Consider the following 15009-nt stretch of genomic DNA (forward strand, 5'->3'; position numbering starts at 1 on the left):
TCAGCACGGCTGCCCCGTGCCGTGGGCCAGTTCCGCCCAGACGATTCTGGCCGTGCCGTGGCCGGTGCTCTCCGCACCCCAGGCGCCGCACAGGGCGTCCACCAGGACCAGCCCCCGGCCGCGTTCCTCCTCGCCGCAGTCGCGTATCAGCGGATCGGCCGCGCCGCCCTCGTCCCGTACCGCTATGCGCAACTGCTCCTCCCCCTCGCGCAGTTCGCAGACGATGTGGCGGCTGGCCGTGTGCACGACGGCGTTGGTGACCAGCTCGGAGACGATGAGCGTGACCGTCTCGCGTATCTCCGGATCGCAGCCCCAGAGGATGAGGCGCTCCTCCGCCAGCCGGCGGGCGCGCGCCACCGACACGGTGCGGGCCGGGAGCTCGAAGGTGAACCGGCGAACGCCGGAGGTGTCGGTCCGTGGGCGCTGGGGCGTGACGCGAGGGCTCATAAGATCTGAGGGAAGCGCGTTACCAGAAGCCACGACCGGTTCCTCACAACAGTGGGTAAGCAGTGCCGTGCATCGCCCCCACCGTGGCGACGCGCGGCAGCAGCGCGTACTGGTTCACCGGAATACTCTGCTCCCGAAGCGGACACTTGGCAAGAGGCACTCTGAAAATTACAGAGTGCTGTGTTCTCTCTGGCCTTCCTCATGGCACACTCGGTCCAAACAGCGCGTCGGGGAGGTCTGGAGTGAGCGAGCCGCGGTCCGCCCCCACGGTGGGACAGGTCGTTCTCGGTAAGCGATTGCAGGACCTGCGCGAGCGGGCCGGCCTGAAGCGTGAGGAGTCCGCCAAGATCCTCCGGGTCGCCCCGGCCACCATCCGCCGGATGGAGACGGCGGAAGTGGCGCTGAAGATCCCGTACGTACAGCTCCTGTTGAAGGCGTACGGCATCACGGACTCCGAGGCGGAGGGGTTCATCGCCCTCGCCGAGGAGGCCAACCTGCCCGGCTGGTGGCAGCGGTTCCACGATGTGCTGCCCGGCTGGTTCTCCATGTACGTCAGTCTGGAGGGGGCCGCGAGCCTCATCCGGGCCTACGAACCGCAGTTCGTCCCCGGTCTGCTGCAGACCGAGGGATACGCCCGCGCCATCCTGCGCGGCGGGGCCGTCGGTGGCGGCAGCGCCGAGGAGACCGAACGTCATGTAGCCCTGCGGATGGAGCGGCAGTCCCTGCTGACCAGGGACGACGCACCGAAGTTCTGGGTGATCATGGATGAGACGGTGTTCCGCAGACCGGTGGGCGACGGGCCCCGAGTGATGCGCGACCAGCTCGACCGGCTGCTCGAAGTGTCCGAGCTGCCGAACGTCACCCTGCAGATCGCGGAGTTCGCGTCCGGCCACCACCCCGGCACCTACGGACCGTTCGTCCTCTTCCGCTTCGCCATGCCCGAACTCCCGGACATGGTCTACAGCGAGTACCTGACCGGCGCCGTCTACCTCGACGCGCGCCCCGAGGTCGCCTCACACCTCGAGGTCATGGACCGCATGGCGGCCCAGGCCGCGACTGCACAACGCACGAAGGAGATTCTCCGGAATCTCCGCAAGGAGCTGTGAATGGATCGCATATACAACGGCATGCCCGCCGCGGAACTCGGTGCCGAGGGCTGGCACAAGCCGTGGAGCGGCGGGAACGGGGGCAACTGCGTGGAGGCCATGAAGCTGGCCGACGGCAGAGTCGCCGTGCGACAGTCCGCAGACCCTGAGGGACCCGCGCTCATCTACACCCACGGGGAGATCGCCGCCTTCATCCAGGGCGCGAAATCCGGCCAAGCCGACTTTCTGCTCACCTGATCCCTTCCGTCACACCCCTACCGTCGGGTAACTCTTGCTGCCCTGACCGCCTTTCCTCTCCGTCGACCAGGAGTGCCGATGACCCAGGACCCAGCAGCCGTACGGATCGACACCAGCAAGCCGCATCCGGCGCGGATGTACGACTGGTTCCTGGGCGGCAAGGACAACTACCCCGTCGACGAGGAGATGGCCAGGCAGCTCCTCACGGTCGACGCCCGCGGCCGGGACATGGCCCGTGTCAACAGGGCCTTCATGCACCGCGCCATCCGCTGGCTGGGTGCCAACGGTGTACGCCAGTACCTGGACATCGGCACCGGCATCCCGACCGAGCCCAACCTGCACCAGATCGCCCAGCAGGTCGCGCCCGAGTCGCGGATCGTCTACTGCGACAACGACCCGATCGTGCTCGCGCACGCGGCCGCCCTGCTGCGGTCCACCCCCGAAGGGGCCACCGAGTACATCCAGGCGGACGCCCGCGATCCCGAGACCATCCTGGAGCGGGCCGGAAAGGTCCTTGACTTCGACCAGCCCATCGCTCTGTCGATGCTCGCCCTGCTGCACTTCGTCGGGGACGAGGACGGGGCGTACGACCTGGTCGCCAAGATCGTCGAGAAGCTCGCGCCGGGCAGCTACCTCGTCCTCTCCCACGTCACCGGGGACTTCGACCCCGAGGGCGCGGCGAAGGCCGTCGGTATGTACAAGGCGCGGGGGCTGACCCTGCGGCCGCGGTCGAGGGACGAACTGGCCGCGTTCTTCGACGGTATGGAGTTCGTCGAGCCCGGTGTGTCGCTCACTGCGGAATGGCACCCCGAGCTGGGCGATCCCGTTCCGGTCCAGGGTGACGACCCGATTCCGGGCTGGGCCGCCGTCGCGCGCAAGCCCTGACCCGAGTCGGCCCCCTCAGACAGACGATCGCGTAGAGGAACGCCCGCGGGCCGTCACACGGCCCGCGGGCTTCGTCGTCCGCCGCCGTCGTCCGCCGCATGGCTCCGGCCGGCTCCGACGGTTCCGATCAGCTCCCCGGCTTCACCAGGGTGACCAGGAACTTCTTCGCGGCCCCCACATTCCCCGCCGCGTCGATCGTGCGGTACTCCACCGTGTGCGTGCCGTAGTCCGGCGTCGCGTCGTCCCACGGGACCGCCCGGCTCCTGCCGAGCTTGCCGTAGACGAGACCGTCGATGACCGTGCCGCTCGGGGAGAAGCGGAAGGGCGCGTCGGCGTCCGTCGGCCAGCCGTAGTACGTGTACCAGCCGTCACCGTCCACCCGGAACTGGGACACCACGACTCCCGGCCGGTCGTCCCGGGCCGTCAGCCGCATCGTGAACTCGCCGTCGTAGACGTACTCGACGGGCCGGCCGGGACGCGCGATCGTGCGCGACGGCGGAGACAGCTCGTACGACGCGGTCGCCGGACGGGCGTCCACCGTCCACCTCAACACCGCGTCCGAGCCCGGTATCCGGGCCGTCAGCGTGTGCGTGCCGGGGGTGATCCGCAGGGAACGCAGGTCCAGATCACGGTCGTTGCCCGGATTGGCGACCGCCCGGCCGTCGAGGCTCCACCGTACGGCGGGCGTGCGGTGCGCCGGATGGGTGGTGTCGGCGTGGACCACCGACCGCGCGCCGACCGGTGCCTCTGTCGGGGTGTGACCGGTGAACGCCGCCTCGACGCCGTCCCGGGGAGTGGTGAGCTCGGTGTCCACCGTCCAGACGACGGTACGGGTGAGGGCGGCCGAACCGCGTACCGCCGGGTCGCGGACGAACGGCGTCGGATCGCTGACCGTCGCCGTCAGGGTGTGCCTGCCGGGCGAGAGGTCGAGCGACCGCAGGTCCAGGGTGCGGGCGTTGCCCGTGGTCAGGAGACGGCCGTCCAGCAGCCACCGGACGTCGAGCTCGCCCCCGACCGGATGCAGGGTGTCCACCCACACCGTCCGGTCCGCCCCGACGGGCGCCGCGTTGGGTGTGTGGCCCTGGACCAGGTTCACCTTCGCCGAGATCGCCTGGACCATCACCTCCCGCTCCACCTGGTCGAAGGCGTACCCGAGCGTCTTCATCAGCGAGTGCGCGCTCGGCCGCCAGACGCCCTTGGTGCTGTACATCCCGCCCTCGAACCGGCCGATGACACCGCCCGCCTCGCTCTCCTCGCCCAGCCAGCGCCACCACTTGGCGCGCTGGTCCCGCATCTGCCGCTCGGTCAGAAGGGTGTGGTGGACCGACGAGGGCTCCGGGCCGGAGTACGTACCGCCGGGGACTCCGCGCGCGTAGTAGTCGTACTCGTCCTGGAGCTTGCCGAGCGAGTGGCCGATCTCGTGCGGGGTGATGAGGGAGGAGAGCGCGTTCCCGCCGGAGGCGGTGGCGTAACTGCCGCCCGCGCCGCCGTAGGTGTCGCTGTGGGCGAGCGCCACGACCTGCCGGTTGGCGCCGCTCGTTCCCGGCACGAGATCGGCCAGGGCGGCGGCCCGCCGGCTGTCGACGGTGAGCAGCCGCTGCACGCTGTCCGGGTTGCAGCCACCCCAGAAGCCCATGTTCAGCGGGGTGTCGCGGACCGGCGCGTCGAGGCCCGGGTCACAGTCCACGCCCGAGTCGGGCGACGGGACCTCCACCGCCCAGACGTTGATGTACGAGCGGTAGGAGGCGAAAGGCTCGACGCTCCACAGGACGTTCAGGTGCTTGTCGACGTCGGCCCGGAAGTCACCCATCTCCTCGGCGGTGTAACCGTCGCCCATGACCACCAGGTTGAACCGCTTGTCGGCGGGTCCGGTGGTCTGGACGGGGACGACGGTGGCCCCCTCGGTGACGGGAGCGGTGACGGGAGTGGTTATCGCGCCCCGGGCGGGGGCCGGATCGGCGACGGCGGGTCCGGCCGCCACCGGACCGGCGGCCAGCAGGCAGGCCGTCCCCAGTCCGGCGGCCACCCTGCGCAGACGTGTGCCAGGAAAGGTCATGGGGCGCGAGCGTATGCCGTGCCCCCAACGGCGTAAAGGTGTTCGTCAGCCGTACAACTCAGCTTCGCAGATAGGACAGTCCGGCGTGCGCGTCGGTGTATCCGTCGAGCAGCCGGCGCGCCACCGCGACGGAGTCGACCAGCGGATGGAGCGCGAACGCCTTGACCGCCGCCGCCCGCGAGCCGCTCTCCGCCGCCGCGAGGACCTCGCGCTCCACCGCCTTGACCGCCGTCACCAGACCCACCGCGTGGTACGGCAGGGGCGCCACGGAGACCGGATGGGCGCCCGCCGCGTCCACGAAGCAGGGGACCTCGATGACCGCGTCCGTGTCCAGCACCGAAAGCGTCGTGCGGTTGCGGACGTTGAGGATGAGCGTGGCGCGTTCGTTGCGCGCGATGGCCCGCATCAGGGCCAGCGCCACCTTCTCGTAGCCGCCCGACTCCAGATCGTCCTCGTCGCGCTCGCCGACGCCCGCCGCCTCCCGGTTGGCGGCCATGTAGGTCGCCTCGCGGTCGGCGAGGGTACGCCGCCAGGTCGCCAGCGCCGGTGTGTCCGGCTTGCCCATCTCCTCGTAGAAACCGGCCTGTTGGTCCCGCAGATAGGCACCGCGCGTCCGCTCGGCCCGCTGGTAGGCGCGGACGGCCTCGCGGTTGAAGTAGTAGTAGTGCAGGTACTCGTTGGGGATCGCGCCCAGCGAGCGCAGCCACGACGCGCCGAAGAGCCTGCCCTCCTCGAAGGAGCCGAGGGCCTGCTCGTCCGCCAGCAGCCGCGGCAGCACGTCCCGGCCGGCGACGCGCAGACCTCGCAGCCAGCCCAGGTGGTTGAGGCCGACGTAGTCGATCCATGCCTCGTCGGGGTCGGCGCCCAGCACCCGCGCGACCCGGCGGCCGAGCCCCACGGGGGAGTCGCAGATGCCGATCACCCGGTCGCCGAGGACCCGGGACATCGCCTCGGTGACCAGACCGGCAGGGTTGGTGAAGTTGATGACCCAGGCATCCGGGGCCAGTTCGGCGATCCGCCGCGCGATGTGTGTCGCGACCGGCACCGTCCGCAGCCCGTACGCGATCCCGCCCGCCCCGACCGTCTCCTGGCCCAGCACCCCTTCCGCGAGCGCGATCCGCTCGTCGGCCGCCCGCCCCTCCAGACCCCCGATCCGGATCGCCGAGAAGACGAAGTCGGATCCGCGCAGCGCCTCGCCGAGATCCGTGGTCGCCGCCACCTCCGGGGCGTCCGGCACACCGGCCCCCTGCTCGGCCAGCACACGGGCGACGGCCGAAAGCCGCCCCCCGTCCACGTCGTACAGGGTCACCTGGGTGACGCGGCCCTCGGCATGGTCCCCGAGCAGGGCGCCGTACACGAGCGGCACCCGGAATCCGCCGCCTCCGAGAATCGTCAGTTTCATGGTCGTACGCTACTCGGATGCATGTACTGAGCAGCAGGATTCTGCTCCGGCCGGCCGATCCGGAGCGGTCCCGGCGCTTCTACGGCGAGACGCTCGGGCTCGCGGTGTACCGCGAGTTCGGCACCGGACCGGAGCGCGGGACGGTCTACTTCCTGGGCGGCGGATTCCTGGAGGTGTCCGGGCGGGCCACCGCCGCGGCCGACCCGCCTCAGCTGCGGCTCTGGATGCAGGTCGCCGATGTGCGGGCGGTGCGCGAGGAGCTGCGTGACAAGGACGTGGAGGTGCTCCGGGAGCCGGTCACCGAGCCCTGGGGGCTGGTCGAGATGTGGATCGCGGACCCCGACGGGGTCCGGATCGCCGTCGTCGAGGTGCCCGAGGAGCATCCGTTGCGCTACCGGCCCTGAGCCGGGAGGCCCGGGGCCGGGTCGCGGTTCCTCAGCCGACGTCGAGCGCGTTGCGCAGGCCCAGGCGGTGGCGCACCCGGTCGTGGCGCTTGAGCCCCTCCAGCTCCGGGGCACGGAAGAGCGGGGTGACCGTGCAGCGGACGGCGGAGGAGTGCGTACGGTCGAGCAGGGCGTTCACGGCCTGACGGGCGGAGGCGTTGGCGCCCTCCATGGTGGCCAGGTCGATGTCGACGGCCACGTAGTCGCCGGCCAGATAGAAGTTCGGGATGTTCGTGACCGCCTGCGGGCGGTTGTGGAAGGTGCCGACCGGGTGGATGAGGAGCTGGTCGTCGTTGGTCGGGTTCGGGGTGCCGAGGCCGTCCACCCCCGGGTCGAGGAACCAGGAGTGCAAGGCGCTGTCCTTCAGGACCGTACGGCCGGTGTCGTTGAACGCGGCCTTCAGCTGCGCCCACACCTCCCGGGCGACCTCCGCGGGCGTGCACTGCTTGGCGGTCCTGCCGTAGAGGATGCCGGGCCGGTCCCACTCGGAGATGTCCACCGAGAGGCAGTCGACGGCCGCACCGTCGCCGTAGTCGGCCGGGAAGTCGCGCGACGGCCAGTGACCCGCCTGCTGGATGCAGGTCAGGGACCAGGGCGAGTCGATGAGGTTGGCGTGTCCGGCGAGCAGCGGAGCGCGCTCGGTCAGATAGAACTGAATGCCCGTCATCCAGTCGGTCTCCAGCCGGTCGCACCGCGCCAGCTGCGGATCCGCCGCCCGCAGCGCGGCGCCCCAGGTCCGCCGGGCGTGCTCCACCGGCATCGCGGAGATGTAGTGGTCGGCGGTCACCGACCGGCGGACCCCCCGCGGGTCCTCGACCACCGCGGCGCCGATCCGGCCCGCCTCCGGGTCGTAGGCCATCTCGCGTACGGTCCAGCCGACGCGGAACTCCACGCCCAGGCCGGACAGATGGGCGACCCACGGGTCGATCCAGGCCTCGTTGGTGGGCAGGTCGAGGATCCGGTCCAGGGGCCCGTCGGCGCCGCGCCCCAGGGCGTTGAAGACGAAGGCCTCCAGGAGCGTGGCGACGGTGCGGGTGCTGGCCTCCTCGGCCTTGGTCGCCACGATGTTGCGGGTGAGGCCGACGGCCAGGATGCGCTGGTAGTCGTAGCTCATCCGCGCGGCCCGCAGGAAGTCCCACCAAGGCGTCCGCTCCCATGTCTCGTCACGGCGCTCGTCGCAGCTGGTGAGGAAGACGAGGAAGCGGTTGACGAAGTACGCGCTCTCGTGGAGGGGGATGGACGTCGCGGTGTCCATGAAGGCGGTCAGGGCGCGGCGGATCTCGTCGAGCGTGAGCTCGGCGGGCCGGTGGCCCGGCCAGGGCAGGGGGATGCGCAGGTCCTCGCGGCCGGTGCGGGCGAACGCCATCTCGGCCGGGGCGACGAGGTTGTCCCAGACGCCGTTGGGGTTCCCGGGGAAGGGGATGCGCCGCATCGTGTCCGGGAGGTTGTGGTAGATGCCGGGGATGAAGCGGAAGCCGTGCTCGGCGGGGAGCGGCCGCCGTCCCCCGCGTGCGCTGCCGGGTACGTCCATGGAGCGGGCCTTGCCGCCCAGCGCCCGGCGCTCGTAGACGGTGACGCGGAAGCCGCGTTCGGCCAGTTCGTGGGCGGCGGTGAGGCCCGCGACCCCGCCGCCGAGGACGGCGACGGACGCGGGCGACGCCTCGCCGGTCGTCGCCCTCGCCTCGGCCGCCGCCGGTGCGGCTCCGAGGGCGACCGCGCCCGTGACGGCGGCGGCGCCCGCCACGAAGGTCCGACGTGAACTCGACGCACGCTCCATGCCCCAACCCCTTTACCGGTGGTAACCCTCACGTCCGGCGCAGGAGCATACGGGCGCCCATCGGCACCCGGAAGCACCGTGCGCGCCCCTTCGCGCACATGGCGCGATCCCGCCCCCCGGCGCCCGGGACACAATGGCCCCATGTCCCGACGCAACACCCGCCCCAAGAAGCCCGCCGCGCCGTCCGTGACCGGCGACTCGCCCTGCCCCTGCGGCCTCGCCGCCCCCTACGGTCAGTGCTGCGGGCGCTTCCACGCCGGCACCGCCGCGGCCGCCAACGCCGAACTCCTCATGCGCTCCCGCTACAGCGCCTTCGTCGTCCGCGACGAGGCGTATCTGCTGCGCACCTGGGCGCCGGCGACACGGCCGGCTGAGGTCGACTTCGATCCGTCGACGCGCTGGACGGGTCTGGAGATCCGGGACGCGACGGACGGCACCGCCTTCCACCAGGCCGGAACCGTGACCTTCGTCGCCCGCTACACCCGGGGCGGCACCCCCGGCTCCCTCCACGAGCGCAGCCGCTTCGCCCGCCACGAGGGCGCCTGGGTGTACGTCGACGGCGACTTCATCGACGCGGACTGACGGACGGACCCGACGGACCGGGTGATACGCGCCTTCCGCCCGGGCGGAAGGCGTTGAGTCGCTCAGCGCGCCGCCGCGCCCACCGGCTCGCGTCGGCCCGTCGGCAGGCCGTTCGCCAGGTCCTCGGCGATGAGCTTCTTGGCGATCGCGTCCGTCGCCGCCCGCAGCTCGGGGCCGCTGGGGCGGCCCCGCTCCCGCTCGATCCGTTCGCTCAGCCAGTCCGACCAGGCGCGCGTGATGATGTCGGCCTCCCGTCTGCCGGCCGGCGTGTGGGACAGCAGATTGCCGTCCCGGGTCAGGAACCCCTCGTCCACCATCCGGTCGAACACCGGAAGCAGTACTTCCGGCGGCACCCGGCGCCCCGCCGCGATCAGGCCGAGACTCGCGTGCCCGACCAGCCGGGTGAAGAGCTCGACCTGCATCACGGCCCACGCGCCCGCCGGGTCGAGCCGGGTGTCGGAGCCGGCGACGATCCGGCGCGCGGTGTCCAGGTCGGCCTGGCGCATGATCCTGCCGATGGAGAGTTCCAGCAGCTTCGCCGAGTCGCCCGCCGAGGTGGGGGAGCCGAAGCCCTCGCCCATGTCGGGTGCCGATGCCCGGGCCGTGTCCCGGAGCGTCACCTGTTTGAGGAAGAGCGCCACGGCGAAGCCGATGGCGGCGACCGGCACCGTCCAGAGGAAGACGGTGTGCAGGGTGTCCGCGTACGCCTGGATGATCGGCGCCGCCACGTCGTCCGGCAGCCCGTGGAGCCCGGCCGGGCTCTCGGCGGATCGCGCGATCACGGACGGATCCTGGGTGCCGGAGACGGCGGCGGCCGAGCCGACCCCCTCCGACAGGTTCGTACGCAGCGCGTTCGCGTAGATGGTGCCGAAGACGGCCGTGCCGAAGGAGCTGCCGAGGGTACGGAAGAAGGTGACGCCCGAGGTGGCGGTGCCGAGGTCGGCGTACTCGACGGTGTTCTGCACGGCGATGGTGAGCACCTGCATGCACAGGCCGATGCCGGCACCGAGCACGAACATGTAGAGCGACTCCAGCCAGGTACCGGTGTCCGTCCCCATGAGGGAGAGCAGATAGAGGCCGAGGCCCGTCACGGCGCAGCCGACGATCGGGAAGATCCGGTAACTGCCGGTCCTGCTCACCACGTTGCCGCTGAAGATGGAGGCGATGAGCAGGCCGACGACCATGGGGAGGGTGCGGATGCCGGAGACGGTGGCCGAGTCCCCGTCGACGTACTGCAGATAGGACGGCAGGAAGGTCATCGCGCCGAGCATGGCGAAGCCGACGACGAAACTGAGCACGGAGCAGACGGTGAAGACCGGTTTGGCGAACAGCCGCATGGGCAGCATCGGTTCGGCCGCCCGGGTCTCCACCCAGCAGAAGAGCGCGAGGGCGATCAGACCGCCGGCGAAGAGCCCGATGATGACCCCGGAACCCCAGGCGTACTCGTTTCCGCCCCAACTGGTCGCCAGGATCAGGGCGCTGGAGCCGGCGGCGACCAGCGCGATGCCCGCGTAGTCGATGACCGGGCGGCTCACGGAGCGTACGGAGGGAATGGTGCGGGCGGCGGCGATGACGACCAGGACCGCGATCGGGACGTTGACGTAGAACGCCCAGCGCCAGCTGAGATGGTCGGTGAAGAGCCCGCCGAGCAGGGGGCCGATGACGGTGGAGACGCCGAAGACGGCGCCGATGGCGCCCTGGTACTTCCCACGGTCGCGCAGCGGGATCACATCGGCGATCAGCGCCATCGAGGTGACCATCAGCCCGCCGGCGCCGATGCCCTGCAGTCCGCGCCAGACGATCAGCAGCGTCATATTGGTGGCGAGGCCGCAGAGGAACGAACCGGTGATGAAGACGACCGCGGAGATCTGGAAGATCACCTTGCGGCCGAAGAGATCACCGAACTTGCCGACGAGGACGGTGGCCACCGTCTCCGCCAGCAGATAGGCGGTGACCACCCAGGACATGTGGGCGGCGCCGCCCAGGTCCGAGACGATGGTGGGCAGGGCCGTGCCCACGATCGTCTGGTCGAGCGCGGCCAGGAGCACGCCCAGCATGATCGTCCCGAAGACGATGTTGCGGCGTCGGCTGTCGAGTACGGGGGGCTCGGCGGCCGGGGGCGCGGGCGCGGCTTCGCTGAGGGTCGTCACCCTGGCAGCCTCACACCGGCCGGTTCGCCGCGCATGCGGGGGTCGGCCGAACCGGTACGGCGGCACGGCGGTACAGGGGTAGGGCAGTACGGCGTCGGGACGCGGCCCGCACGCCGACGAGGAGGGCCCGGCGGCGACCGGTCACCCCGCCCCCGCCGTCCGTCACATCGGGCGGACCGGCAGCAGCGGGTGGTGCTTCGCCAGGATCTTGTTGGCCCGGGCCAGCGTGGCCAGGGCGTGTTCGCGGTCCGCTCGGTCCTCCGCGCACAGCGGCCCGCGGAACCGGTACACCTCGCGCGCCGCGCTGTCGGCGTCGACTTCCGCCTGCAGAACGTGCAGCGGCAGGCAGGAACCGATCAGCGCGGCCACGCGGTCGGGGATCGGAACGGGAACGAGGCGCGAGGGCGAGGTGATCACGGGTAAGTCCTTGTGGGTCCGTCGGGGAGGCGGGTCTCCTTACATACGTACCGGATGAGGATGCGGTTTCGCCGACGGGGATGTCTCCACGGTGCAACGGTCCCGGGGCCGTTCGGCGCGGTGTGCGGAGCGGGCGGGCCCCCGGCGACCCGGCGGCCCGGCGGCGGGCGCGGGACGTTCCCGCAGGTGTGTGGCGCGCGGCCCGATCTTCACGTCGGACCGGCGATCCTGATCGCTCGGCAGTCCACCGAACGAGCAGTCGAGATTCCGCTTCCGGCGACGGGTCGGCCGCCGCCGAATGTGAAGCATCTCACCCCTCCGCGCGGCTGTTCGGCGAGTGGGGAGGCACCCGAACGCACCCGGGCGCTCACGTAGCATGCTGGCGAACGAGAAGGTCGAGGACACGCGGTCGCAGCAGGCCGCGCTCCGCGTCCGGCAGGGGGGCTGGTCGGGTTCGCTCGTACGCGGGCCCGGCGCAGGAGTTCGAGAGCGGAGCCGGAGCCGGCCTTCGACGAGGCCGCCCACCGCCGGAACCCGGAGCAGCGGGCGTCCGCCGGGAAGGGAAGCTGAGGAATCCGCATGGAGCCAGCAGCGCGGTCGCGCTGGGCACGCCTCCTGGTCGAGGCGGCGGCGGTCGTCGTCGTCGGCGCCGTCCTCGTGCATCTGGGGATGGTCTTCTTCCACGTGGCGCCCGAGAACGCGGTGAGCAAGCAGTACGCCCGGACGATCCACGGCTATGTGGGACCGGAGCTGTCCCAGAGCTGGCGGGTGTTCGCACCGGACCCGGGGGACCGCAACACGCGGATCCTGGTCCGCGCGCGGACCGGCTCCGCGGACGGCACCGTACGCACCACCCCGTGGGTCGACCTCACCGCGCTCGACCTCGCCGAGCTGCGCGGCAGTCTCCTGCCTTCCGTGACCATGGACCAGATCCGGCAGGGCTGGCGGGACTACAGCCGCCACCACGACGCCTCCGGGCGTCCGATCGGATCCGAGGCTGTCCTCTACGAGCGCTTCCTCAAGCGTCTCGCCCTCGGGCCGCTGAGCCGGCACACCGCGGGCGCCGTACCGGACCACATCCAGTTCCGCACCGTCACGACCACCGTCACGCCGCCCCGGTGGGCGGCCAAGCCCGTCCCCGCCGCCCCGACGAGCCAGGACCATCCCTGGCTCCGGGTGACCCGCGACGACATCACGGGAGAGGCGGGCGCACGATGAGCGACACCACCGAAGGCGGGCGCACGATGAGCGACACCGCCGCACCGCGCTGGTACGAGCGGGCCGCCGCCACCTCGTACGCCCCCTATCAGACCGCCGTCCTGCGCGTCGGCCTCGCGGCCGTCTGGCTCGTCTACCTGCTGCGGCACTGGCCCGACCGAGCGGCGATATACGGCCCCGACGCGGCCTGGAGCCGTGCCATGGCCGAGCGGGGCGTCCCGCCCGAGAAGGGCTTCTCGGCACTGCTGTGGTGGGACGGCCAGGCGTACTTCGAGGTCTTCTACCTCCTCGCCGTCGCCGCGGCCGTCGCTCTCCTCCTCGGCTGGCGCACCCGTGCGAGCTCCGTCGTCTTCGTGCTGTGCATGCTGTCCTTCCAGCACCGCAACGACTACGTCACCACCGCCGGGGACCGGCTGCTGCACATCCTCGCGCTCTATCTGCTCTTCGCCCGCTGCGCCCAGGTCTGGTCGCTGGACGCCCGCCGCGCGGCGCGCCGCGCGGCCGGGGACCGCGACACGACGGGCATCCTGCTCTGGGCGCTGCTGGGGGCCCTGTTCGCCCCGCTCGCTCTCGCCGGACTGTTCTCGGCGGGGTGGATCGCGTTGCTCGGCGGGCTCTGGGCCGCCCAGGGCCTCTGGTGGTGGGCCGCTCGCGCACGGGGCGAGGACGGCGCCGCGCGTGAGGTCTGCGACCGGATCGCCCACCTGGTGCACAACGGGGCCCTGTTCGTCATCGGGGCGCAGATCTGCCTCGTGTACGCCAGCGCCGGCTGGTACAAGATCCAGGGAACCACCTGGCAGAACGGCTCCGCCGTCTACTACGCCATGCATCTGGAGTTCCTGACGCCCTGGCCGGCCCTGAGCCACGCGCTGAGCGGCAACGCGCTGCTCTCGCTGGTGATGACCTACGGAACCGTCGCCATCCAGGTCGCCTTCCCGTTCGCCCTGATGCGGCGCAAGGTGAAGAACGTCCTGCTCGTGCTGATGATCGGCGAGCATATCGGCATCTGGGTGCTGATGGGTCTGCCGTACTTCTCGATGGTGATGATCGCCGCCGACGCGGTGTTCGCCCCGACCGTCCTGCTGCTCTGGCTGGACCGGCGCTGCGGAGCCCTGTGGGACCGCGTACGGCCGGGCCGCAGACCCGAGGGGAAGCCCGCGATCCCGGACCAGACCGGCGCGCCCGCCCCCGTCCCGTAGCGGCTCTACGGCTGAACCGGTGCGAACACCTCGGAGAGGTCGTACGAGACCGGCTCCTCCAGCTGCGCGTACCCGCAGGACTCCGGCGTGCGGTCCGGGCGCCACCGCTTGAACTGCGCCGTGTGGCGGAACCGGTCGCCCTCCATGTGGTCGTAGCCGACCTCGCAGACCAGCTCCGGCCGCAGCGCCACCCAGGACAGATCCTTCTTCCCCGACCAGCGGCTCGGCGCCCCCGGGAGCCGGGCCCCGACGTGCGCGGACTCGTCCGTCCACATCGCCCACGGGTGGCCGTCGGGCGGGTCCATCCGCAGCGGTTCCAGCTCCCTGACCAGCTCCTCGCGCCGCCGGGCGGTGAAGGCCGCGCAGACGCCGACGTGCTGGAGCACACCGAGATCGTCGTAGAGGCCGAGCAGCAGAGAGCCGACGACCGGCCCGCTCTTGTGGAGGCGGTAGCCGGCCACCACCACATCGGCCGTCCGCTCGTGCTTGACCTTGTACATCAGGCGGGCGTCCGGCCGGTACGGCAGATCCAGCGGCTTGGCGATCACCCCGTCGAGGCCCGCCCCTTCGTACTGCTCGAACCAGCGCGCCGCGAGCTCCTGGTCCGTGGTCGCCGGAGCCAGGTGGACCGGTGGCTCCACCCCACTCAGGGCCTCCTCCAAAGCGGTCCGACGCTCGGTCATGGGGGTGTCGAGCAGCGACTCGTCGCCGAGGGCCAGCAGATCGAAGGCGACGAACCGAGCCGGGGTCTTCGCGGCGAGCATCCGCACCCGTGAGTCCGCGGGGTGGATGCGCTCGGTGAGCCGGTCGAAGTCGAGGCGCCCGGCATGCTCGATCACGATCTCGCCGTCGACCACGCAGCGCGCCGGCAGCCGCGACGGCAGCGCCTCGACCAGCTCGGGGAAGTAGCGGGTCAGCGGCTTGCCCGTACGGCTGCCGATGACCAGCTCCGGACCGTCGCGGTGCACGATGGCGCGGAAGCCGTCCCACTTGGCCTCGTACTGCATGCCGGGCGGGATGTTCTTCACCGACTTGGCCAGCATCGGTTTCACGGGCGGCATCACCGGCAGATCCATGGGTTGATTGTCCG

14 protein-coding genes are annotated in these 15009 nt (G+C 71.4%); 7 read left to right on the top strand and 7 right to left on the bottom strand.

Annotated features, from left to right (window positions below; translation table 11 throughout):
* Complete coding sequence (locus ACIRB4_RS15890) at positions 1-447, bottom strand: ATP-binding protein (RefSeq protein ID WP_403291605.1); 447 nt, start codon at positions 445-447, stop codon at positions 1-3.
* A 242-nt stretch (positions 448-689) separates the two neighbouring features.
* On the opposite strand from ACIRB4_RS15890, the gene ACIRB4_RS15895 reads away from it, so the two are divergent.
* From ACIRB4_RS15895 to ACIRB4_RS15905, 3 genes are all read left to right on the top strand, one after another.
* Positions 690-1553, top strand: coding sequence for a helix-turn-helix transcriptional regulator (locus ACIRB4_RS15895; RefSeq protein WP_403291607.1), 864 nt, complete (start codon positions 690-692; stop codon positions 1551-1553).
* Positions 1554-1790 (top strand): DUF397 domain-containing protein, encoded by a 237-nt coding sequence (locus ACIRB4_RS15900; RefSeq protein WP_015037566.1) that lies wholly within the window; start codon positions 1554-1556, stop codon positions 1788-1790. It abuts the gene before it with no gap.
* Between the two features lie 78 nt (positions 1791-1868).
* Positions 1869-2675 (top strand): SAM-dependent methyltransferase, encoded by an 807-nt coding sequence (locus tag ACIRB4_RS15905; protein ID WP_403291608.1) that lies wholly within the window; start codon positions 1869-1871, stop codon positions 2673-2675.
* Between the two features lie 127 nt (positions 2676-2802).
* Here the strand turns inward: ACIRB4_RS15905 and ACIRB4_RS15910 are convergent, their stop codons facing one another.
* Positions 2803-4731, bottom strand: a complete 1929-nt coding sequence (locus ACIRB4_RS15910) for a M64 family metallopeptidase (protein ID WP_403291609.1) — start codon at positions 4729-4731, stop codon at positions 2803-2805.
* A gap of 58 nt (positions 4732-4789) precedes the next feature.
* Positions 4790-6133, bottom strand: a complete 1344-nt coding sequence (locus tag ACIRB4_RS15915) for a 6-phospho-beta-glucosidase (RefSeq protein ID WP_403291611.1) — start codon at positions 6131-6133, stop codon at positions 4790-4792.
* Between the two features lie 17 nt (positions 6134-6150).
* On the opposite strand from ACIRB4_RS15915, the gene ACIRB4_RS15920 reads away from it, so the two are divergent.
* Positions 6151-6537: a VOC family protein gene (locus ACIRB4_RS15920; RefSeq protein ID WP_403291613.1), complete on the top strand. Its 387-nt coding sequence runs from the start codon at positions 6151-6153 to the stop codon at positions 6535-6537.
* Between the two features lie 31 nt (positions 6538-6568).
* Here the strand turns inward: ACIRB4_RS15920 and ACIRB4_RS15925 are convergent, their stop codons facing one another.
* The gene (locus tag ACIRB4_RS15925) at positions 6569-8353 is read right to left on the bottom strand and encodes an FAD-dependent oxidoreductase (protein ID WP_403291615.1); all 1785 of its coding nucleotides are present in this window, start codon (positions 8351-8353) and stop codon (positions 6569-6571) included.
* Between the two features lie 141 nt (positions 8354-8494).
* Between ACIRB4_RS15925 and ACIRB4_RS15930 the strand changes: the two genes are divergently transcribed.
* Positions 8495-8935, top strand: a complete 441-nt coding sequence (locus ACIRB4_RS15930; RefSeq protein ID WP_403291616.1) for a YchJ family protein — start codon at positions 8495-8497, stop codon at positions 8933-8935.
* Between the two features lie 62 nt (positions 8936-8997).
* On the opposite strand, the gene ACIRB4_RS15935 is transcribed toward ACIRB4_RS15930, so the two are convergent.
* Together ACIRB4_RS15935 and ACIRB4_RS15940 are read right to left on the bottom strand one after the other, a co-directional pair.
* A complete protein-coding gene (locus ACIRB4_RS15935) occupies positions 8998-11085 on the bottom strand; it encodes an MDR family MFS transporter (RefSeq protein WP_403291617.1) in 2088 nt (695 codons plus the stop codon).
* A gap of 162 nt (positions 11086-11247) precedes the next feature.
* The gene (locus ACIRB4_RS15940) at positions 11248-11502 is read right to left on the bottom strand and encodes a hypothetical protein (protein WP_403291619.1); all 255 of its coding nucleotides are present in this window, start codon (positions 11500-11502) and stop codon (positions 11248-11250) included.
* 579 nt (positions 11503-12081) lie between these two features.
* Between ACIRB4_RS15940 and ACIRB4_RS15945 the strand changes: the two genes are divergently transcribed.
* Entirely contained in the window at positions 12082-12720 is a 639-nt protein-coding gene (locus ACIRB4_RS15945) for a DUF5819 family protein (RefSeq protein WP_403291621.1), read from the top strand.
* Complete coding sequence (locus ACIRB4_RS15950; RefSeq protein WP_403291622.1) at positions 12717-13919, top strand: HTTM domain-containing protein; 1203 nt, start codon at positions 12717-12719, stop codon at positions 13917-13919. Before ACIRB4_RS15945 ends, ACIRB4_RS15950 begins: the two co-directional genes overlap by 4 nt.
* Before the next feature lie 5 nt (positions 13920-13924).
* On the opposite strand, the gene ACIRB4_RS15955 is transcribed toward ACIRB4_RS15950, so the two are convergent.
* Entirely contained in the window at positions 13925-14995 is a 1071-nt protein-coding gene (locus ACIRB4_RS15955) for an ATP-dependent DNA ligase (protein WP_403291624.1), read from the bottom strand.
* Between the last annotated feature and the right edge of the window lie 14 nt (positions 14996-15009).

Origin of the sequence: Streptomyces sp. NPDC093600 (assembly GCF_044764755.1) — a bacterium.
Taxonomy (GTDB): domain Bacteria; phylum Actinomycetota; class Actinomycetes; order Streptomycetales; family Streptomycetaceae; genus Streptomyces.